Source organism: Stenotrophomonas sp. (genome assembly GCF_036662295.1).
Taxonomy (GTDB): Bacteria; Pseudomonadota; Gammaproteobacteria; order Xanthomonadales; family Xanthomonadaceae; genus Stenotrophomonas.
Window position 1 is genome coordinate 1 of the sequence record NZ_JAVWXA010000010.1, and the last position, 19,583, is coordinate 19,583.

Annotated in this window: 17 protein-coding genes; 6 read left to right on the forward strand and 11 right to left on the reverse strand. The window is 69.8% G+C overall.

Annotated features, from left to right (window positions below):
- Positions 1–102 precede the first annotated feature (102 nt).
- On the reverse strand, positions 103–669 hold the full coding sequence (gene efp, locus RSA25_RS03395; protein WP_332807508.1) for an elongation factor P: 567 nt from the start codon (positions 667–669) through the stop codon (positions 103–105).
- A gap of 124 nt (positions 670–793) precedes the next feature.
- Here efp and epmB point away from each other — a divergent pair, with 124 nt between their 5' ends.
- On the forward strand, positions 794–1,798 hold the full coding sequence (gene epmB / locus RSA25_RS03400) for an EF-P beta-lysylation protein EpmB (protein WP_332807509.1): 1,005 nt from the start codon (positions 794–796) through the stop codon (positions 1,796–1,798).
- Between the two features lie 69 nt (positions 1,799–1,867).
- Here the strand turns inward: epmB and RSA25_RS03405 are convergent, their stop codons facing one another.
- From RSA25_RS03405 to RSA25_RS03415, 3 genes are read right to left on the reverse strand one after another with little or no spacing between them, the layout of a single operon-like run.
- Positions 1,868–3,994, reverse strand: a complete 2,127-nt coding sequence (locus RSA25_RS03405; protein WP_332807510.1) for an EAL domain-containing protein — start codon at positions 3,992–3,994, stop codon at positions 1,868–1,870.
- The gene (locus RSA25_RS03410) at positions 3,991–4,920 is read right to left on the reverse strand and encodes a phosphate/phosphite/phosphonate ABC transporter substrate-binding protein (RefSeq protein WP_332807511.1); all 930 of its coding nucleotides are present in this window, start codon (positions 4,918–4,920) and stop codon (positions 3,991–3,993) included. The genes RSA25_RS03405 and RSA25_RS03410 overlap by 4 nt, the downstream gene beginning before the upstream one ends.
- A gap of 56 nt (positions 4,921–4,976) precedes the next feature.
- Positions 4,977–5,747: an RNA methyltransferase gene (locus RSA25_RS03415; protein ID WP_332807512.1), complete on the reverse strand. Its 771-nt coding sequence runs from the start codon at positions 5,745–5,747 to the stop codon at positions 4,977–4,979.
- Between the two features lie 122 nt (positions 5,748–5,869).
- Between RSA25_RS03415 and RSA25_RS03420 the strand changes: the two genes are divergently transcribed.
- The gene (locus RSA25_RS03420; RefSeq protein ID WP_259203467.1) at positions 5,870–6,697 is read left to right on the forward strand and encodes an inositol monophosphatase family protein; all 828 of its coding nucleotides are present in this window, start codon (positions 5,870–5,872) and stop codon (positions 6,695–6,697) included.
- A 400-nt stretch (positions 6,698–7,097) separates the two neighbouring features.
- Here the strand turns inward: RSA25_RS03420 and htpX are convergent, their stop codons facing one another.
- On the reverse strand, positions 7,098–7,970 hold the full coding sequence (htpX, locus tag RSA25_RS03425; RefSeq protein ID WP_332807513.1) for a protease HtpX: 873 nt from the start codon (positions 7,968–7,970) through the stop codon (positions 7,098–7,100).
- Between the two features lie 93 nt (positions 7,971–8,063).
- Between htpX and gluQRS the strand changes: the two genes are divergently transcribed.
- The 3 genes from gluQRS (at position 8,064) to phaR (ending at position 10,499) form a co-directional block, all read left to right on the forward strand.
- Positions 8,064–8,948, forward strand: coding sequence for a tRNA glutamyl-Q(34) synthetase GluQRS (gluQRS, locus tag RSA25_RS03430; protein WP_332807514.1), 885 nt, complete (start codon positions 8,064–8,066; stop codon positions 8,946–8,948).
- Between the two features lie 70 nt (positions 8,949–9,018).
- Entirely contained in the window at positions 9,019–9,759 is a 741-nt protein-coding gene (phbB, locus tag RSA25_RS03435; RefSeq protein WP_332807515.1) for an acetoacetyl-CoA reductase, read from the forward strand.
- Positions 9,760–9,977: 218 nt separating this feature from the next.
- The gene (phaR, locus tag RSA25_RS03440) at positions 9,978–10,499 is read left to right on the forward strand and encodes a polyhydroxyalkanoate synthesis repressor PhaR (RefSeq protein WP_332807516.1); all 522 of its coding nucleotides are present in this window, start codon (positions 9,978–9,980) and stop codon (positions 10,497–10,499) included.
- 75 nt (positions 10,500–10,574) lie between these two features.
- On the opposite strand, the gene RSA25_RS03445 is transcribed toward phaR, so the two are convergent.
- The 6 genes from RSA25_RS03445 to RSA25_RS03470 form a co-directional block, all read right to left on the reverse strand.
- Complete coding sequence (locus RSA25_RS03445; RefSeq protein ID WP_332807517.1) at positions 10,575–11,525, reverse strand: TraB/GumN family protein; 951 nt, start codon at positions 11,523–11,525, stop codon at positions 10,575–10,577.
- A 3-nt stretch (positions 11,526–11,528) separates the two neighbouring features.
- The gene (locus tag RSA25_RS03450; protein WP_332807518.1) at positions 11,529–12,458 is read right to left on the reverse strand and encodes a DUF1684 domain-containing protein; all 930 of its coding nucleotides are present in this window, start codon (positions 12,456–12,458) and stop codon (positions 11,529–11,531) included.
- 17 nt (positions 12,459–12,475) lie between these two features.
- Entirely contained in the window at positions 12,476–14,338 is a 1,863-nt protein-coding gene (mutL, locus tag RSA25_RS03455; protein WP_332807519.1) for a DNA mismatch repair endonuclease MutL, read from the reverse strand.
- Positions 14,339–14,812: 474 nt separating this feature from the next.
- Positions 14,813–16,390: an N-acetylmuramoyl-L-alanine amidase gene (locus tag RSA25_RS03460; RefSeq protein ID WP_332807520.1), complete on the reverse strand. Its 1,578-nt coding sequence runs from the start codon at positions 16,388–16,390 to the stop codon at positions 14,813–14,815.
- Positions 16,391–16,478: 88 nt separating this feature from the next.
- Positions 16,479–16,961, reverse strand: a complete 483-nt coding sequence (tsaE, locus tag RSA25_RS03465; RefSeq protein WP_332807521.1) for a tRNA (adenosine(37)-N6)-threonylcarbamoyltransferase complex ATPase subunit type 1 TsaE — start codon at positions 16,959–16,961, stop codon at positions 16,479–16,481.
- Positions 16,958–18,445, reverse strand: a complete 1,488-nt coding sequence (locus tag RSA25_RS03470; protein WP_332807522.1) for an NAD(P)H-hydrate dehydratase — start codon at positions 18,443–18,445, stop codon at positions 16,958–16,960. The genes tsaE and RSA25_RS03470 overlap by 4 nt, the downstream gene beginning before the upstream one ends.
- Before the next feature lie 23 nt (positions 18,446–18,468).
- On the opposite strand from RSA25_RS03470, the gene queG reads away from it, so the two are divergent.
- On the forward strand, positions 18,469–19,557 hold the full coding sequence (queG, locus tag RSA25_RS03475) for a tRNA epoxyqueuosine(34) reductase QueG (RefSeq protein WP_332807523.1): 1,089 nt from the start codon (positions 18,469–18,471) through the stop codon (positions 19,555–19,557).
- Positions 19,558–19,583: the final 26 nt, after the last annotated feature.

Genomic DNA, 19,583 nt, shown 5'->3' on the forward strand with positions numbered 1-19,583 from the left:
TCGGCTGCGCGGTCCGGCAGACAGCCGAGCATGGCTCGGCGCTACCCGTAGGTGCCAGCCGGCCAGCGGCCGGCTCTACCCGTCATCCGACCTATGGTCGGATTACTTGACGCGCGCGGAGTATTCGCCCGAGCGGGTGTCGACCTTGATGATTTCATCCTGGTTGACGAACAGCGGCACGCGGACCACGGCGCCGGTTTCCAGGGTGGCCGGCTTGCCGCCGCCGCCGGAGGTGTCGCCACGGACGCCCGGATCGGTCTCGGTGATCTTCAGGTCGACGAAGTTCGGCGGCTGCACGAAGATCGGCTCGCCGTTCCACAGGGTGACGATGCAGGACTCTTCGCCCTTCAGCCACTTTTCGGCGCCGCCCATGCCCGACTTGGTGGCCTGGAACTGCTCGAACGATTCGGGGTCCATGAAGTGCCAGAACTCGCCGTCGCTGTACATGAAGTCCATGTTGGTATCGACGACGTCGGCCTTTTCCACGTCATCGGTGGCCTTCATGGTCATTTCGACCACGCGACCGGACTTGATGAAGCGGTACTTCATGCGGGTGAAGGCCTGGCCCTTGCCCGGCTTGACGTACTCGGTCTCGGTGATGACCGCCGGTTCATTGTTGATCAGGATCTTCATCCCGTTCTTGACATCGTTCATGCCAACAGTGGCCATGCTGAAGCTCCTGAATGGGCAAACGCCGCGCAGGCGCGGCGAGCCGGATAGAATGGAAAACCCACCGGCAGCGGTGGGGTGACTCGTTTTTCTGACCGACATGATAACCGCAGGCCCCCATTCCATGCAGCTTTCCGCCACGCCCCTGCCCACCCCCGTGCGCTGGCAACAGCTGTGGCGCCAGGCGGTCCGCGACCCGCGCGTGCTGCTGGCGCAGCTGGGCCTGGACCCGGACACCCTGCCCGTCTCGGACGCGGCCGCCGGCCAGTTCGCCGTGCGCGTACCGCAGGGCTTCATCGCCCGCATGCGCCCGGGTGACGCGCACGACCCGCTGCTGCGCCAGGTGCTGCCGATCAACGATGAAATGCAGGTGGTGCCGGGCTTCAGCCTGGACGCGGTGGGCGACGGCCTGGCCAGGAAGGCCACCGGGGTCATCCAGAAGTACCGCGGCCGGGCCCTGCTGGTGACCACTGGCAGCTGCGCGATCAACTGCCGCTACTGCTTCCGCCGGCATTTCGATTACGGCACCGAGAATGCCGCCCGGGAGGGCTGGCGCGAGGCGGTGGAGGCCATTGCCCAGGACCCGGACATCGACGAGGTGATCCTCTCCGGGGGCGACCCGCTGTCGCTGGCCACCCACAAGCTGGTCGAGCTGACCCAGGCGCTGAAGCAGATCCCGCACCTGCGCCGCCTGCGCATCCACAGCCGGCTGCCGGTGGTGCTGCCCGAGCGGGTGGACGAGGAACTGGTGCAATGGCTGGCCAGCCTGCCCTGGCCGGTGGCGTTCGTGATCCATGCCAACCACGCCAACGAGTTCGACGCCGCGGTGGATGCGGCCATGGCGCGCCTGCGCGGTGCCGGCGCCACCCTGCTCAACCAGGCGGTGCTGCTGCGCGGGGTCAACGACTCGCTGCAGGCGCTGCAGGACCTGAGCGAGCGCAGCTTCGCCGCCGGCGTGCTGCCCTATTACCTGTACCAGGTGGACCGGGTGGAGGGCGTGGCCCACTTCGAGGTCAGCGACGAGACGGCCAAGGCCCTGCACGCGCAGCTGACCACGCAGCTGTCGGGCTACCTGGTGCCCAAGCTGGTCCGCGAGATTGCCGGCGAGGGCAGCAAGCGCCCGGTCTGAGGCAGGCGACCACCCACGGGGGTCGCCTACGATGGGCGGCGGCAGGCAACGACCGTTGGTCGCTGCGCGCTACACCCCGGCCTCGATCATCTGCACCACGTCGGTGGCGCTCACCGGATGGCTCAGCCAGTAGCCCTGGCCGAGGTCGCAGCCCCGCTGGCACAGCAGGTCGAACTGCACTTCCTGCTCGATGCCCTCGGCCACCACCGTGATCCCCAGCGCGTGGGCCATGGCGATGATCGCCGTGGTCAGGGCCAGGTCGTCGGGATCGCGCTGCATGTCGGCCACGAAGCTCTTGTCGATCTTGACCCCGTCCACCGGCACCTGGCGCAGGTGGCTCAGGCCGGAGAAGCCGGTCCCGAAGTCGTCCAGCCACACCTTCACCCCGGTGCGATGCAGCTTGTCCAGCAGGGCCGCGGCCAGCATCTCATCGCCGATCACCGCCGTTTCGGTCAGTTCCAGGTGCAGGCGCGAGGCCGGCAGGCCGGTGTCGCGCAGGCAGTCGGCCACCAGGCTGGGCAGCTCGCCGCCACGCAGCTGGCGCGGGGACACGTTGACCGACACGAACAGGCCTTCGCTGTCCACGCCGTGCGGCCACTGCACCGCCTCCATGCAGGCCGCGCGCAGCACCTTGGGCCCGATCACTTCGATCAGTCCGCTCTGCTCGGCCACTTCGATGAACACCGACGGCGGGATCGTGCCCAGCGTGGGGTGCTGCCAGCGCAGCAGCACCTCCACCCCGACCATGCGCCGGTCGCGGGTGCGGAAGATCGGCTGGTACACCAGGCGCAGCTCGCCGCGCTCCCAGGCGCCGCGCAGCTCCTGCTCCATGTGCACGCGGCGCTCCACCGCATGGTCCATGGCCCGGCTGTAGTAGCGGTAGCAGTTCTTGCCGGCCACCTTGGCCTGATACATGGCGATGTCGCCGTTCTTGAGCAGCGTGGTTGCATCCGCGGCATCGTCGGGGAACAGGGTCACGCCGATCGAGGTGCCCAGGAACAGCTCCCGGCCCTGCACGAACAGCGGCTTGCCCAGTTCGCGGACCAGGATCTCGGCCAGCTGCCGCGCGTGCGCGGCCACGTCGCCATCGCCCAGCAGGATCACGAACTCATCGCCGCCAAAGCGCGCCAGCAGGGCCTCGTCGCCGCCGGCCTGGGCCACCGCGGTGCTGATGCGCTGGGCGAACTGCAGCAGCGCCTCGTCGCCGGCCTCGTGGCCGAGGGTGTCGTTGACCCGCTTGAAATCGTCCATGTCGGCAAACAGCAGTGCCAGCCGGTGGCTGGAGGCGCGGGCGGCCATCAGCCGGTGGTCCAGCGCCTCGCGGAAAGCCAGCCGGTTGGTCAGCCCGGTCAGGGCATCGGTGTAGGCCATGTGGCGCACTTCGCGGTCATGCCGGGCGATGGACTCGCTCATCCGCCCGAACGCCCGCACCAGCTCGCCCACTTCGTCCTGGCGCTTGCTCTGCTGCAGCTGCGGGCGGTAGTCGCCGGCCTCGATCTGGCGCGCGGCCGCGGCCAGCCAGCGGATCGGGGTGACCAGGGTGCGCTGGACATAGACGATCACCCCCACGCCGATGCCGATCAGCAGGCCCAGCATCAGCAGCAGCCAGCCCAGGTGGCGCTTGCCCACCTGCTGCAGGCGCTCGCCCAGGGTCTGGTTGGCGCGGTGCTCCATCGCCTGCACGTCGTCCAGGGCCATGCCCACCCGGACCCCGCCGATGCGCTGGTTGCCGACCAGGATCGGCATGGCGTTGTCCAGCACCTTGGGCGACTGCTGCACCACCAGCGTGCGGGCGGCCACCGCGCCGGCGGCCAGCGGGTCGCTCATCGGCCGGCCGAAGTCGATCACTTCGGTGGAGCCGTCGTGGATCAGCTTGCCGTCCTCGTCGAACACCAGCACATAGCGCACCACCTGCTGGCGGGAGGTATTGCGCACCAGCGCGCCCACCTGCTCCAGGTCGTTGTAATACAGCGGGTTGGCCAGCGCGTCGGACAGCTCGCGTGCCAGGGCCTCGCCGCGACTGCGCACGCTGCGGTCGAACAGGTCGTGGATGACGTTGCCGCTGAGGTGCTTGACCTCATCCTGCATCGTCGCCTGGCGGCCCAGGACCACCGCCACGATGGCGATCACCACCAGCATCGCCCCACTCATCGCCAGCACGAAACGTGCCTGCATTCCGGAACCCAACAGCCTCATTCCACTTCCATCCGCACGCGAGCCAGCCCTTGTTTGAGTTCATCCAACCGGTGTTGCATCTGCGCATCCACCCGATGGAAACCGGACGTACCAAAAAATTTCTGCAGCGCATCCTGCGCCTCGGGGTCGGCGGCGGCCTCCAGCAACACCTGCTGCAGGCGGTCGCGCACCTTGGGATCCAGGCCGGCGCGCACCACTTCCACCGCACGCGGGTACGGCTCGCTGCGGTGGATGATGCGGAAGTCGCGCACGAAATTGGCCGGCAGCCGGTGCCCGTCGGCCCAGTCCACGCTGCTCACCGCGCCGGCATCGACCACACCCTTGTGGACCAGGGTGGCGATGTTGGCCTCGCTGCGCGCGAACACGTAGCCGACCGTATCCGGGGCGGCCGCATCGTGGGCCGAGAGCAGGATTTCGGGAGTCAGGCCGTGCTGCAGCAGGGTCATCACCGGCACCAGGTAGGCACTGGTGGAGGCGGTGTTCTGCAAGGCCAGGGTGTGCCCCTTGAGGTCGGCCAGCGACCGGATCGGACTGCTGCGGCGGACGAAGATCAGCGTGTGGTAGTCACGCACGCCGTTGCGCTCGGTCAACAGCAGCGGCTGGGCGCCACTGCGCAGGCCCAGCGCCACGGCGGTGCCGGAGGTCTCGGTGACCCAGTCCACGCGGCCACGGCGCAGGTAGCTGGCCATCTGCTGGGCATCGGGCGCCATCAGGATGCGGCCCTCGGTGATGCCCACATCGCGCATGCGCGGCACCACGTAATCGAGCAGGGGTTGCAGTTGCGCATAGTGTGACTTGGGGTTGTCGCTGATCCGGCCCAGCACCAGCACGTTGTCGGGACCGGCCGTGGCGGGCCCGGCCATCATGGCGATGACCAGACACAGCAGACCTCCCTGCAACAGCCATCGCAGACCCGGCAATCCCATTCGCTCCCCCCAAGGAATGCCGACAGCCTACCCGAAAAAGTGAGAACTGCGTCAGCTCATTGGGGCCGTTCGTTGGCCAATCGCGCCATTCGCTGGGCGTCGGCGAGGATGCCGCGCAGCAGGCGCACTTCCTGCTCGCTCAGTTCGGTGCGCAGGAACAGGCGGCGCAGCTTGCGCATGGCCGAATCGGGGGCGCGGCCCTTGTGGAAGTCGATCTCGTCCAGGGTCTGGCCGAGCTGGCCGAACAGGCCTTCGACCTGGGCATGGCTGGCCGGCTGCTCGCGATGCTCCGGATCGGCCGGGGCCGCGCCCTGCACGCCGCCGAGCACGGCCATGCGCACTTCATAGGCGAGCACCTGCACGGCGGCGGCCAGGTTGAGCGAGCTGAACTCCGGATTGGAGGGGATGTGCACGGCCAGGTGGCAGAGCTGCAGCTCCTCGTTGGTCAGGCCGGTGCGCTCGCGCCCGAACACGAAGGCGACTTCGGCGGCCGGTTCGGCGGCCTTGGCCAGGGCGCGCTGGGCGGCCAGGGTGGGCAGCAGCTCTTCCAGCTGCACGCGACGGGCGCGGGCGGTGCAGCCCAGCACCAGGGTGCAGTCGGCCACGGCCTCGGCCAGGGTGGCCACCATCGGGGCATCGCCGAGCACGTCCTCGGCCCCGGCCGAGCGCCTGAACGCTTCTTCATCCAGGGGCTTTTCCGGGGCCACCAGGACCAGCCGGCCCAGGCCCATGGTCTTCATGGCGCGCGCCGCAGCGCCCATGTTGCCGGGGTGCTGGGTGCCGACGAGGACGAATCGGATGCGGGACGGAGCGGTTTCAATGGACATGAACAGGCCAAACGCGAGCAGACAAGCGACAGATGGTAAACTGTGCGGCCGGCCTCTGCGCCGGGACCGCTCTTTTCCCCCGCCAGTCCCCCCCTACTCTGCCTTTCCGGGAGCTTTTCGCCATGCAGAAACCCGCCGTCACCGTCATGGTCAAGGCCGCCCGCCTCGCCGGCAACGTCCTGTTGCGCAACATCAACAAGCTGGAGGCGTTGAACGTCGTGCAGAAGGGGCGCATGGACTATGCCAGTGAAGTCGATGCGGATGCGGAAAAGGTCATCATCAAGGAACTCAAGCGCGCCTATCCCGAGTACGGGATCATGGCCGAGGAAGGTGGCGTGCAGGCGGTGAACCGTTACATGTGGGTGATCGACCCGCTGGACGGCACCAGCAACTACCTGCGCGGCTTCCCGCACTACTGCGTGTCCATTGCGCTGGTGGAGAACGGCGAGCCGATCGACGCGGTGATCTTCGACCCGCTCCGCAATGAACTGTTCACGGCCAGCCGCGGTGCCGGCGCGGTGCTGAACGACCGCCGGATCCGCGTGGCCGACCGCAAGGACATGGCCGGTGCGATGATCCACACCGGGTTCGCCCCGCGCGAGCGCCAGCGCACGAGCGCGCAGCTGAAGGCGGTCGACGCGCTGCTGGTGCACGCCGAAGACGTGCGCCGCACGGGGTCGGCGGCACTGGACCTGGCCTATGTGGCCTGCGGCCGGGCCGATGCGTACTTCGAGGCGGGCGTGAAGGCCTGGGACATCGCCGCGGGCGTGCTGCTGGTCCGCGAGGCCGGTGGCCGGGTGTGCGATTTCAAGGGCGCCACCCCGGCGCGCATGGACAGCCGCGGCCCGGAGACGCAGCAGATCGTGGCGGGCAACGTGAAGAACACCGACGTGCTGCAGAAGGTGCTGGTCAACACCGGCTACGCGGCCGAGTTCGACGCCAAGTTCTGATTGGCGGCGGCGGCAACACCACGGAACGGCGCCTTCGGGCGCCGTTTTCGTTTGGGAGGGCAACCGCCTGATTGCCCGCTTCGGCGGGGTTTTGCTCCCTTGCGGCGCATTGGGCCTTGCGAGTGCCGGCCTGGTCGCGCGGGGTGGGGGTGGCCGTCAGAAGATCAACGGCCGCAGCACTGGCGATTGGTCGGTGGTCGTTGGGAGCAAGGGGGCTGTGGGAAGCCGGCCAGCGGCCGGCACTATCGGCTTCTTCGGTGCGCACCGGCCAACCCTACCGCCCCAAGCGACAAGGCAATGCACTCGCGCGGCTTCACAACGCATTGGCCCACAAAAGGGCGAAGCGCCCAAAAAAACGCCCGGCCAAGGCCGGGCGTTGGGGCGATCAGGGGATGGGGAATCAGGCCACGGTGTTGCCGGCGGCCTTCAGCGCGGCGATGCGCTCTTCCAGCGGCGGGTGGCTCATGAACAGCTTCCTGGCGGCCGAGCCGGCGATGCCGAACGCGGCGATCTGCGTGGGCAGCGTGCTCTGGCCGTGGTTGAGCTTCAGCCGCTCCAGCGCGGCGATCATCTTCTGGCGGCCGGCCAGGTGGGCACCGCCCGCGTCGGCGCGGAACTCGCGGTGGCGCGAGAACCACATCGAGATCACCGTCGCGCCCAGCCCGAAGATCATCTCCAGCACGAACACGATGATGTAGTACGCAAACCCGCGGCCGCCACCCTCGCGGTTGCCGGAGATTACGCTGTCGATGAACCCGCCCACGACCCGGGCCAGCACGATCACGAACGTGTTGAGCACGCCCTGCAGCAGCGCCATCGTGATCATGTCGCCGTTGGCCACGTGTGCGATCTCGTGGCCCAGCACCGCCTCGGCCTCGTCCTCGCTCATGTTGTGCAGCAGCCCGGTGGACACCGCCACCAGCGCGTTGTTGCGGTTGGCGCCGGTCGCGAACGCGTTGATCTCCGGGCCGTCATACACCGCCACTTCCGGCATGCCGATGCCGGCCTCGCGCGCCTGGCGCTCCACCGTCGCCAGCAGCCAGCGCTCGGTCGGGTTGCGCGGCTCGGTGATCACCACCGCGCCCGTCGAACGCTTGGCCATCCACTTGGACAGCAGCAGCGAAATGATCGAACCGCCGAAGCCGAAGATGGCCGCCATCACCAGCAGACCGCTCATCTGGTTGGGATTGACGCCCAGCACCGACATCACGATGCCCGCCAAGGCCAGCACGGCAAGGTTGGTCAGAAGGAACAGGCCAATACGACTGAACATGGGGAAATAACGCTCATTGGGGGTTGATGAATGCAAATCTGCGGGGAGTGCCGGTTGAATTCAAGTCGCAAACTGACCGACGATTCATAGTTCATGTCCACGCCTCCCTACCGCGGCCGCTTCGCGCCCTCGCCTACCGGCCCCCTGCACCCCGGCTCGCTGCTGGCCGCCCTGGGCAGCTGGCTGCTGGCCCGCCACGCCGGCGGCCAGTGGCTGGTGCGCGTGGAAGACGTGGACCCGCCGCGCACCGTGGCCGGGGCCATCGACCAGCAATTGGCGACGCTGGCGGCCATGGGCCTGGCCAGCGACGGCCCGGTGGTGCACCAGAGCCGGCGCGATGGCCTGTACCAGCGGGCCCTGGATCGTCTGTTGGCGACCGGCCAGGCGTTTGCCTGCCACTGCAGCCGCCGCGATCTGGCCACCCAGCACGGCATCCACCATCACTGCGTGGCACGCAGCGAACGGGCACAACCGGCCATCCGCCTGCGCGTGCCCCCGGGCAGCACGGTCGCCTTCGAGGATGGCCTGCGCGGCCGGATCGCGCAGGACGTGCACGCCGAGGTCGGTGATTTCGTCCTGCGCCGTGCCGACGGCTTCTGGGCCTACCAGCTGGCCGTGGTCGTGGACGACGGCCAGCAGCGCATCACCGACGTGGTGCGCGGCGCGGACCTGCTCGATTCCACCCCGCGCCAGATCCTGCTGCAGCGCGCGCTCGGCCTGCCCACCCCGGCCTACCTGCACCTGCCGCTGCTGCTGGATGCCAACGGCCGCAAGCTGTCCAAATCCGAAGCCGCCCACCCGCTCGACCCCTCGCAGCCGCTGCCCGCGCTGCGCCAGGCCTGGGCCGACCTCGGCCAGGATCGCGCCTGCCTGCTCGGTGCCACCGGCCCGGCGGCGCTGCTGGCCCGGGCGCGCGCGCATTTCGACCCGTCGCGGCTGCCGCGCCAGGACATCGCGCCCTGTCCATCGCCCGGCTGATACCCAACGCCGCGGTGATGTTGCAGAATCGCCTTCCCCTTGTTGGCCCTGCCTTTTGGAGTAGCCGCTCATGACATCTCGCGTCGCACTGGTCACCGGCGGTACCGGCGGCATCGGCACCGCCATCTGCCAACGCCTGGCCGACCAGGGCCATCGGGTGGCCACCAACTACCGCGACGAGGCCAAGGCCGTGGCCTGGCGCGAAAGGATGTTGGCGCGCGGTTGCGAGGTGGCGATCTTCCCCGGCGACGTGGCCGACCCGGGCACGGCCGAGGCCATGGTGCAGGCGGTGGAGGCCGCGCTTGGCCCGATCGAGATCCTGGTCAACAACGCCGGCATCACCCGCGACACCACCTTCCATCGCATGCGCGCCGACCAGTGGCACGATGTGATCAACACCAACCTCAATTCGGTGTTCAACGTCACCCGCCCGGTGATCGAAGGCATGCGCCGCCGTGGCTGGGGCCGGGTCATCCAGATCAGCTCGATCAACGGCCTGAAGGGCCAGTACGGCCAGGCCAACTACGCCGCGGCCAAGGCCGGCATGCACGGGTTCACCATCTCCCTGGCCCGCGAGAACGCCGGGTTCGGCATTACCGTCAATACGATCTCGCCCGGCTACGTGGCCACCGACATGGTGATGGCCGTGCCCGATGAAGTGCGCGCCAAGATCATCGCCGACATCCCCACCGGCCGCCTCGGCAAGCCGGAGGAGATCGCCTATGCCGTCGCCTTCCTGGTCAACGAGGAAGCGTCGTGGATCACCGGCTCCAACCTGGATATCAACGGCGGCCACCACATGGGCTGGTAACCGGGCCGCGCCGCCGGCGCTGCCGATGTCGAGAAAACGTTTGCAGGAGGTTCCACCGCTGCACGACACGTGTCCACGAAAAATGCTGCACGTCGCGCAAATCCATGCTGCGCAACATGAAACCGGCCCCGGGCCCCGTCGCAAGGGCCTTGCGGCGGTTGCATGTGCTGCTGCACTGCGCCATGCTGCGCGCCTACTGTGTGATGAGTGACCGCTTCATGGCTGCGAACCGCATTATCAAGAAGTACCCGAACCGCCGGCTCTACGACACCGAGATTTCCAGCTATATCACCATCGAGGACGTGCGCCAGCTGATCCTGGACGGTGAAGACTTCGAAGTCCGTGACGCCAAGAGCGGCGACGACCTGACCCGCTCGGTGCTGCTGCAGATCATCGCCGACCAGGAACAGGACGGCGAACCGATGCTGTCCACCCAGCTGCTGAGCCAGTTGATCCGCTTCTACGGCGATTCGCTGCAGGGCTTCATGGGCAACTACCTGGAGCGCAGCATGCAGGTCTTCCTGGACCAGCAGCAGCAGTTCCGCCAGCAGATGGGCAACCTGCTCGGGCAGACCCCTTGGGCGATGATGAACCAGCTGACCGAGCGCAACCTGGAGCTGTGGCAGGACTTCCAGCGCAACATGGGCTCCGGCTTCGGCCCACGCCCCGGCGGCACCTCCACCGGGACCGGCAAGCCGGAGACCCCGGCGTCCGGCGCAGGCGGCAAGACCCGCCGCTGAACCCGCCAGCGGGCCGATACGAAAAAAGGCGCAGCCCACCGGCCGCGCCTTTTTCGTGTGTGCCGCCGGCCCGGATCAGCGCCTGGGCTTGGCGCAGCCGGTGCAGACGCGCTCGACGGTGAAGCCCTTGGCCTTGAGCTTGTCCACCACCCCGTCGTTGCCGAGCAGGTGCAAGGCCCCCACCACCACCAGCGTGCCGCCCTGCCCGGCCTGCAGGTACTGCTGCAGCTTGGGCACCCAGGCATCGTTGCGGTCGGTGTTGATGCGCTTGTACAGCTGCGGGTACTGGCCCCGCATCTGCGCGGCCATCGAGGTCCACAGCAGCTTGTCATCGCCACGCCGCCAGGCATCGTGCAGGCGCCGGCCCTCGACGTCGGCCTTGTCGACCTGGTCCAGCGCCTCGGCCACCATCTGCTGCTGTTCCTGCATCGACATGCCCGCCAGCACCGCGATCTGGGTATCGATGTCTTCCAGGCCGGCGGTGGGCTTGCCGGCCTTGGCCGCGCGGTCCATGAAATGCCGGTCCAGGCCCAGGTTGGGGTCCAGCCCCATCTTGGCGAACTGGCCCAGGGTGATGGTCAGCCCCACGAACCACGGCTTCATGCCCTGCAGCTGGGCCAGCGGCATCTTGTTCTCGGTCGCGTAGGCCTGCAGCTTGGTCCAGGTGGCCGCGTCGAGGTCGCGCTTGAGCTCGGTGCCATCGGTGCGCACGGCCGCCTGCACCATTTTCTGCACCAGCTGCGGGGATTCCATGTCCTGCGGCGACAACTCGAACACCACGCGCGAGGACGCGGCGAAGGCCTGGTCCACGTCGGCGGCCAGCGGATAATCCTGGGCGCGCAGCATGTGGAAGGAGCCCAGCAGGTACACGCGGCTGTCGCCGGGCCCGGTCACCTTCCACAGCAGCGGCACCGGCGGGGTCGCCTTGGCCGCGGGCGCGTCATTGCGCGCCTGCACCGGACCGGTGGCCAGCAGCAGGCCGCCGGCGATCAACAACGTGGACAACGCGCGCGACAGCATCGACATGGGTCAGGGCTCTCCTTGAGGGGCGTGATAAGCCTGCTCGCCCGCGTCAACGCGCAGGTCCAGGCGGTTTTCCGGCGGCGACAACGGACAGGTCGCAAACGGAGTGAAGGCACACGGGGGATTGTAGGCGTGGTTGAAGTCGATCAGCACCTGGCCGTTGGCGTCCGGCGCGGCCAGGTCCAGATAGCGCCCGGCCGGATAACTGCCATGGCCACTGGTGCGATCGGAGAAGATCACGAACAGCGCGCGCCCCGGTTCGCCCAGCGCCTCCAGCCGCCAGGTGCGACCGTCGCGCTCGAACTCCAGCGCGCCGGCGTTGGGCATCGCCGTGGTCAGACCGGTGATGTCCACGATCGGCAGCGTCTTGCCCGGCGGGTGCGGCACGAAGCGCGCGCGGACCTGCCAGGACGCACCGCCCGGCCAGTACTGCAGCCCGGCGAAGTTGGCGCGGGCGGGCGCATCGGCGTGCTTGACCCGCAGCGCGTAGCGCTCGCCCCGGTGGATCAGGCTGAGCTGGCCCTTGCCGTCATCGAAGCTGATCAGGGTGGGCGCGGCATCGCGATCGCTGTAGAAGCGGATGCGGCCGCCCACCGGCTTGTCGGCCACGTTCAACGCCACCCCGCGCTCGGGGGTGAACCAGACGGTGTCGCCCTGGCGCGTCACCATGCCCAGCTTGTCCGGCCCGACCGCCAGGCGGATGCCGCTGCCCGGGCCACTGCCGATGTAGTGCGCCTTGTATTCCAGCCAATGCAGGCCCACCAGGCTGGTCCAGCCATCGGCGGCGTGCAGTTCTTCATAGCGTTGCAGGCGCCACTGCTGCTGGGCCGCGGCAAACGCCGGGTCCTCGGCCACCACGGCCGGCGCCTCGGGCTTGTCCGCGCACGCGGCCAGCCCCAGCGCGAGCAGCACCGCGCCCAGTGTGTATCTCCCCATCCCCATGCCTGTCCCCTTCAACGTCCGCGCAGGAACCAGCGGTCGATGTCCGCCAGCGAAAAACGCGCCCAGGTCGGTCGGCCATGATTGCACTGACCCGAGCGTTCGGTGATTTCCATGTCGCGCAGCAGCGCGTTCATTTCCGGCACCGTGAGGCGCCGGTTGGCGCGCACCGCACCGTGGCAGGCCATGGTCGAGAGCAGCTCGTCGCGCGCGGTGGCGATGCGCCGGCTCTGCCCGTGTTCGCGCAGGTCGGTGAGCACGTCGCGCAGCAGGCCTTCGGGTTCGGCATTGGCCAGCAGCGCCGGAATGCTGCGCACGTGCAGCGAACCGGGGCCCGAGCGGGTGATCTCGAAACCCAGCGCCACCAGCGTGTCGGCTTCGCGCTCGGCCGTATCGGCATCGCGCTCGCCCACCGCCAGGGTGATCGGCACCAGCAACGGCTGGGCGTGCAGGCCCATGCCATCGTGCGCGGTCTTGAGCCGCTCATAGCCGATGCGTTCGTGCGCGGCGTGCATGTCCACCACGATCAGGCCTTCGGCGTTCTCGGCCAGGATGTAGATGCCGTGCAACTGCGCCACCGCATAGCCCAGCGGTGGCACGCCACTGTCGGCGGCGGTCTGCGGCAGGCCGTTTTCGGCCGGCATCGGCGGCAGCGCGGCCGTCATGCCGGCGCCGCCGGGCGTGGCGTACAGCGCCGCATAGGCCGACGGCGCATCGGCCACCTGCAGGCCCAGCGGCGACTGCTGCGGCCGCCATTGCGCGGACATCCCACCGCCGCCACCGCCGCCACCCAGCGCGTAACCGCCGGCCGGCACGGCCTGGCCCGCGCCCGGCAGCGCCGTGGCGGGCAGGCCGCCCGCCTCGGCACCGGCGTGGGTCATCCCGGCGCGCGTCTCGGCCAGCGCTTCCTTCAGCGTGCGGTAGACGAAATCATGGATCAGCCGCGAATCACGGAAACGCACCTCGTGCTTGGCCGGGTGCACGTTGACATCCACCCGGGTCGGGTCCAGCTCCAGGAACAGCACGTAGGCCGGTTGGCGGCCATGGAACAGCACGTCGCCGTAGGCCATCTTCACCGCGTGGGCCACGCTGCGATCACGCACCGAGCGGCCGTTGACGTAGAGGTACTGCTGGTCGGTGCTGGCGCGCGAGTAATGCGGCTGCGCCACCCACCCGTGCAGGCGCAGGCCGGCCCCGCTGTGGTCCACCCGCAGGGCCTGCGCGGCGAAATCCTCGCCCAGCGTTTCGCCCAGGCGCGCGTCCGAATACAGGTCGCCGGGCTTGTAGCGGCGCGACGGCTTGCCGTTGTGCGACACCCGCAGCTCCACGTCCGGCCGTGCCAGCGCCAGCGAACGCAGCCATTCTTCGATGTGGCCCAGTTCGGTCCGTTCGGCGCGCAGGAACTTGCGCCGCGCCGGCACGTTGTAGAACAGCTCGCGCACTTCCACCGTGGTGCCGGGCGCGTGCGCACGCGGGGTCACTTCGCCCACCTTGCCGCCTTCGATCTGCAGCGCCGACCCATGGGCATCGCTGGCCCGGCGCGAGGCCAGGGTGAACCGGCTGACCGAGGCGATCGACGGCAACGCCTCGCCGCGGAAGCCCAGCGTGGCCACCGCCTCCAGGTCGTCCAGGCTGGCGATCTTGCTGGTGGCATGCCGCGATACCGCCAGCGGCAGCTCCTCCGGCGCGATCCCGCCACCGTCATCGCGGATCCGGATCAGGCGCACGCCGCCCTCCTCCAGATCGATGTCCACGCGGGTGGCGCCGGCATCGAGCGCGTTCTCGACCAGTTCCTTCACCACCGAGGCCGGGCGCTCGACCACCTCGCCGGCAGCGATCTGGTTGATCAGGATCTCGGGCAGCTGGCGGATGCTCATGCGCGGCGCCCGCCATCAGCAGATGCGCCGGCGCGGGGAAGGGGGAATCGGGGGCTGTACGTCATCGGCAGATGATAGCGTAGCGCCGGCCTGCGGCCGCCCATGGGCCACGCCGACCTGGATCGCCCGGTCTTTCTGCGGCGGGGAAAACCGCCACCACCAACGGGCATGACCTACCGCTGCCGCGCCGTTCAAAGCGCCGCAACAGGCATCACTCCAATCGGTGAGGCGCTGTTGCGCACCGCAAGCCGCGCCCCTTGGCGGCCGGCAGGCCCTTGGCAAAGTAAAGGAGGAGGTCGCCGCAGGCGGCCGGGGGACACTGCACAAGGGTCTGCCGGCCGCCAAGGGGCCCCGCAGGCGCGCCTCGCCGCCGATCGAAGACTGGGCATGGACCCGCACCGCGCAGCACCTCGTGCAGAACAACGGTCAGCTGCCCGTGGTCAGCGCCACGCGTGCGTCAGCGGCCCGCGCGGCTTACTTGCTGCCGCCGGCCACGGTGCTGGCCGCTTCGATCTCCGCTTCGGCGCGGGCCGCATACAGCGTGCCCGGCGGCGGCTGCCGGCTGAAGAACGTATGCACGCCATCCAGCACCGCACCGGCAATCTGCCGCTGGTAGGCCGGGTCCATCAGGCGGCGCTCTTCGTCCGGGTTGGAGATGAAGGCCGTTTCCACCAGCATCGCCGGCATGTCCGAGGTGCGCAGCACCGCGAAGTTCGCGCGCTCGATGTTCGGCTTGTGATTCTTGCCGATCCGCTTCAGCCCGCCCAGCACGTGCCCGGCCGCGTCTTCGGACGCCTTCATGTAGCCGCTCTGGGCCAGATCCAGCAACACGCTGGCCAGCGTGCCTTCGGTCTGCTGCAGCCGCACCCCGCCCACCAGGTCGGCCGCGTTTTCCTTGTCCGCCAGCCAGCGCGCACGCTGCGAGGACGCGCCCTTGGTCGACAGCACATACACCGACGAACCCGTCGCGGCGCGGTTCTCGGCCGCATCGGCGTGGATCGAGATGAAGATGTCGGCCTTGGCCGAGCGTGCCTTCTGCGCGCGCATCGGCAGCGGAATGAACACGTCGGTGTCGCGGGTCAGGTAGGCCTTCAGGCCGGGCGTCGCGTTGACCTGGCGGGCCAGTTCGCGTGCCACCGCCAGGGTGATGTCTTTTTCGCGCTTGCCGGTCGGGCCGACCGCGCCGGGGTCCTGGCCGCCGTGGCCGGGATCGATCGCCACCACCAGCGGGCGCATGCCCGCGCGCATCTTGATGCGCGAGGCATCACTGGGCATCGCCGGGCGCGGCAGCTCGGCAGGCGGGGTCACCACCGGGGCCGGCGTGGGCGCCGGCACCACCGCGGCCGTGGCCTGGCCGGCCAGGATCGCGGCCGGCGTGGCCGAGTTGCTGGCGGCATTGGCGTTGCCGGCGGCGGCCACGTTGGCGGCGGTGGCCGTCGGCGTGGCCGGGCTCGGCACCGGCGTGGCCGCCGTGGCACTGGCCTGCTGGCGCACCGAGGCGGTCAGCAGCGCGGTGGCGCGCGCGGCATCGCTGCGCGCCTGGGCGGCATCGGCGGTCGGGTTCGGGTTCGGGTTCTGGCTGGCAGATGTGGGCGGCGTAGCGCCCGCTGCCGGTGTCGGCACCGCCGCCGGCGGCGGCGTGCTGCTGGCCACGCTGGCCGGCGCATCGCCCGGCCACTCGATCACCAGCCGCGATTGATCGCCCTGCTTGATCATCTGCGGGCGGAACGGGGCCACCGATTCGGCCAGGTCGAACACCACCCGGAACGTGCCCGGCACCGGCTGGCCGGTGCGCACGGCCGTGACCACGCCCTTGGGCGCGGGCAGCTTGAGGTTGCGCACGGCGCTGGAGTCGGGGAAATCGACCACCAGGCGGTTCGGCCCGGACAGGGTCAGCGTCTTGTAACCGCCGCTGCCGGCCAGCGCGATCTCCGCGCGGGTGCCGGTGGCGCCGGTCTCCAGCCCGACCTGGCGGACTTCGCCCGCCCACGCAAACGCGCTCGCCAGACACAGTCCGACGGCGGCACAGAGGGCGGTGAGTGGTTTCCCCATTGGCATAGCTCAGGATTCAATCACCGCCCTGAACGAAATGCAACACCTTTTCCCTTAATAATCCGTAACCTGCCGGAGTTTCCTAGTGTCAGCCGACAGAAAGGGCCTGCAAGTCGCCCCCTTGCGGCAGCCGCGCGAGCCATTCACGACCGGCTTCGCTGGCGGCGGTGAGCCGGGCGCGGCGGCCCTGCCCTTCGATCTCCAGCGCCACCAACAGGTCATTGGGCGGCAGCGCACCGGCGCCGCGCTCGGGCCATTCGACCAGCCAGAGCGAGGCGCTGCCTTCGTCCAGCCCCAGGAAATCCAGCTCTTCGGCCTGGCCGATGCGGTACAGGTCCAGGTGCCAGGCCTCGTGGCCATCGGCCAGCGGATAACGCTCCACCAGGGTGTAGGTGGGGCTGCGGATCGGGCCGGTGACGCCCAGCGCCCGCAGCAGCGCCCGGGCCAGGGTGGATTTGCCGGCGCCGAGGTCGCCCTGCAGCTGCATCACCGCCTGTGGCGGACGGGTGGCGGCCAGCCAATGCCCCAGCAGGTCGGTGTCTTCGGTCTGGGCCAGGAAAAACGTGATCATGCGATGTCCGGTTGCGGATTGACCAGGCGCCGCAGCGGCGCCAGCAGGTCGGTGGGAAGCAGGCCACGCTGGCCTTGCCCGGCGGCGGCGTCGCCGGCCAGTGCATGCACCAGCGCGCCGGTGCTGGCCGCGTCGAAGGCGTCCAGGCCCTGCGCGCGCAGGGCGGCAATGATGCCGGTGAGCAGGTCGCCCATGCCACCGACGGCCATGCCTGGATTGCCCGCCGCGATCACGCGGGGGCGCTGACCAGGCGCGGCGATGAGGGTCCCGGCGCCCTTGAGCACCACCACCGCGCCGTAGCGCTCGGCCAACCGTCGGGCCGCGCCGTGGCGATCGGCCTGGATCTGCGCGGTGCTGCAGCCGAGCAGACGCGCGGCTTCGCCGGGGTGCGGGGTCAGGATCGCGTCGTGCAGCGGGGTGTGCGCGGCGGCCAGCAGGTTCAACGCATCGGCATCGATCACCTGCGGCAGGCCACTGGCCAGCACCTGCCGCCACAGTTCGCGCGCCCACTCCTCCTGGCCCAGCCCCGGCCCGATCGCGACCACCGTGGCCCGCGCCAGCAACGCCTGCAGGTCACCGGCGTCCTCCACCGCATGCACCATCGCCTCGGGCAGGCGGGCCAGCAAGGGCGCCACGTGCACCGCCTGGGTGGCCACGCTGACCAGCCCGGCGCCGCTGCGCAGCGCCGCTTCGCTGGCCAGCATCACCGCCCCGCCACTGCCGCGGTTGCCGCCCACGCACAGCACGTGGCCGGAACTGCCCTTGTGTGCGTTGACCCCGCGCGGCGGCAACAGGCCGGCAAGCCGCGCCGGCAACCAGCGCGTGGCGGCCGGGGCCACGCCGTCGGCCGCGGCTTCAGGCAGGCGCAGCGGCGCCAGCCGGCGCTCGCCCACATACGCCAGCGCCTCGCCGGTATACAGGCCACGGTGGGCCACGATGAACTGCAGGGTGACGCTGGCGCGCACGGCCACGCCGGGCACCGCGCCGGTGTCGGCGTCCACCCCGCTGGGAACATCCAGGGCCAGCACCGGCACGGACGCGGCGTTGATCGCCTCGATCAGCGCCTGCGCCTGGCCGGCGGGCGCGCGGTTCAGGCCCAGCCCATAGAGCGCGTCCACCACGACCTCGGCCGCCGGCACGCTGCCGCCGAATACCTCCAGCGTGCCGCCGTCGTCCTGCCAGGCCTGGCGCGCGGCGGCGGCCAGCGGCGCGGCATCGCCCTCCCCGGGCAGCCGCAGCACCTGCACCTGGCGGCCGGCCTGCCGCGCCAGCCGGGCCAGCACATAGCCGTCGCCGCCGTTGTTGCCGTGGCCGACCACCACGCACAGGCGCTGCGCCTGCGGCCAGCACGCCAGCAGGCATTGCCACGCCGCCTGCCCGGCCTGGGCCATCAGGCCAGCGCCGCCATCGCCCAGCCGGGCGCTGGCCTGCGCATCGATGCGACGCGCGGCCGCGACATCAAACAGTTCAGCAAGCTCGGGCATGCCGGGATTCTATACTTGTCGCCATGTCTGCTGTGCCGCTCCCCGCCCCCGTCAACCTGGCCCGCGCCACCGAGCGCGTGCGCGCGATCGCGCGTGACCACGGCTTCCAGCGCTGCGGGGTGTCGGGCATCGAACTGGGCGAGGACGAAGCCCACCTGGCCGACTGGCTGGGCAAGGGCCTGTACGGCACCATGGAATGGATGGCCCGGCACGGCACCCTGCGCGCGCGCCCGGCCGACCTGCTGCCCGGCACGGTGCGGGTGATTTCGGTGGGCATGGACTACGGCCACAAGGACGATGCCCAGGCCTGGGCCACGCTGCACGATGGCGACCGTGCCTACGTGGCGCGCTACGCGCTGGGCCGCGATTACCACAAGCTGATGCGCAACCGGCTGCAGAAGTTCGCCGATGCGATCGCCGCGGAGATCGGGGCGTTCGGCTACCGGGTGTTCGTCGATTCGGCGCCGGTGCTGGAACGCGCCCTGGCGCGCAATGCCGGACTGGGCTGGATCGGCAAGCACACCTGCCTGATCGACCGCCAGGGCGGCTCGTGGTTCTTCCTCGGCGAGATCTACATCGACCTGCCACTGCCGGTGGATACCCCGGCCACCGCGCACTGCGGCACGTGCACGCGCTGCATCGACGTGTGCCCGACCCAGGCCATCATCGCCCCGCAGCGGCTGGACGCCCGGCGCTGCATCTCCTACCTCACCATCGAGCACGACGGCGCCATCCCGCTGGACATGCGCGTGCCGATGGGCAACCGCATCTACGGCTGCGACGACTGCCAGCTGGTGTGCCCCTGGAACAAGTTCGCCCGGCGCACCGACGAGCCGGATTTCCGCGCGCGCAACGATCTCGATACCGCCACGCTGGCCCAGCTGTTCGCCTGGGAGGAAGACGAGTTCCTGCGCCGCACCGAAGGCAGCCCGATCCGGCGCAGCGGGCATGAGCGCTGGCTGCGCAACATCGCCGTGGCGTTGGGCAACGCCCCCACCCATGCCGACACCCTCGCCGCCCTGCACGCCCGTGCCCAGCACGCCTCGCCGATCGTGTGCGAGCACGTGGCGTGGGCGCTGCAGCAGCATGCCACGCGCGAAGCGCCCCCCTGACGCTTGTGCGACCATGGGCGCCCGTT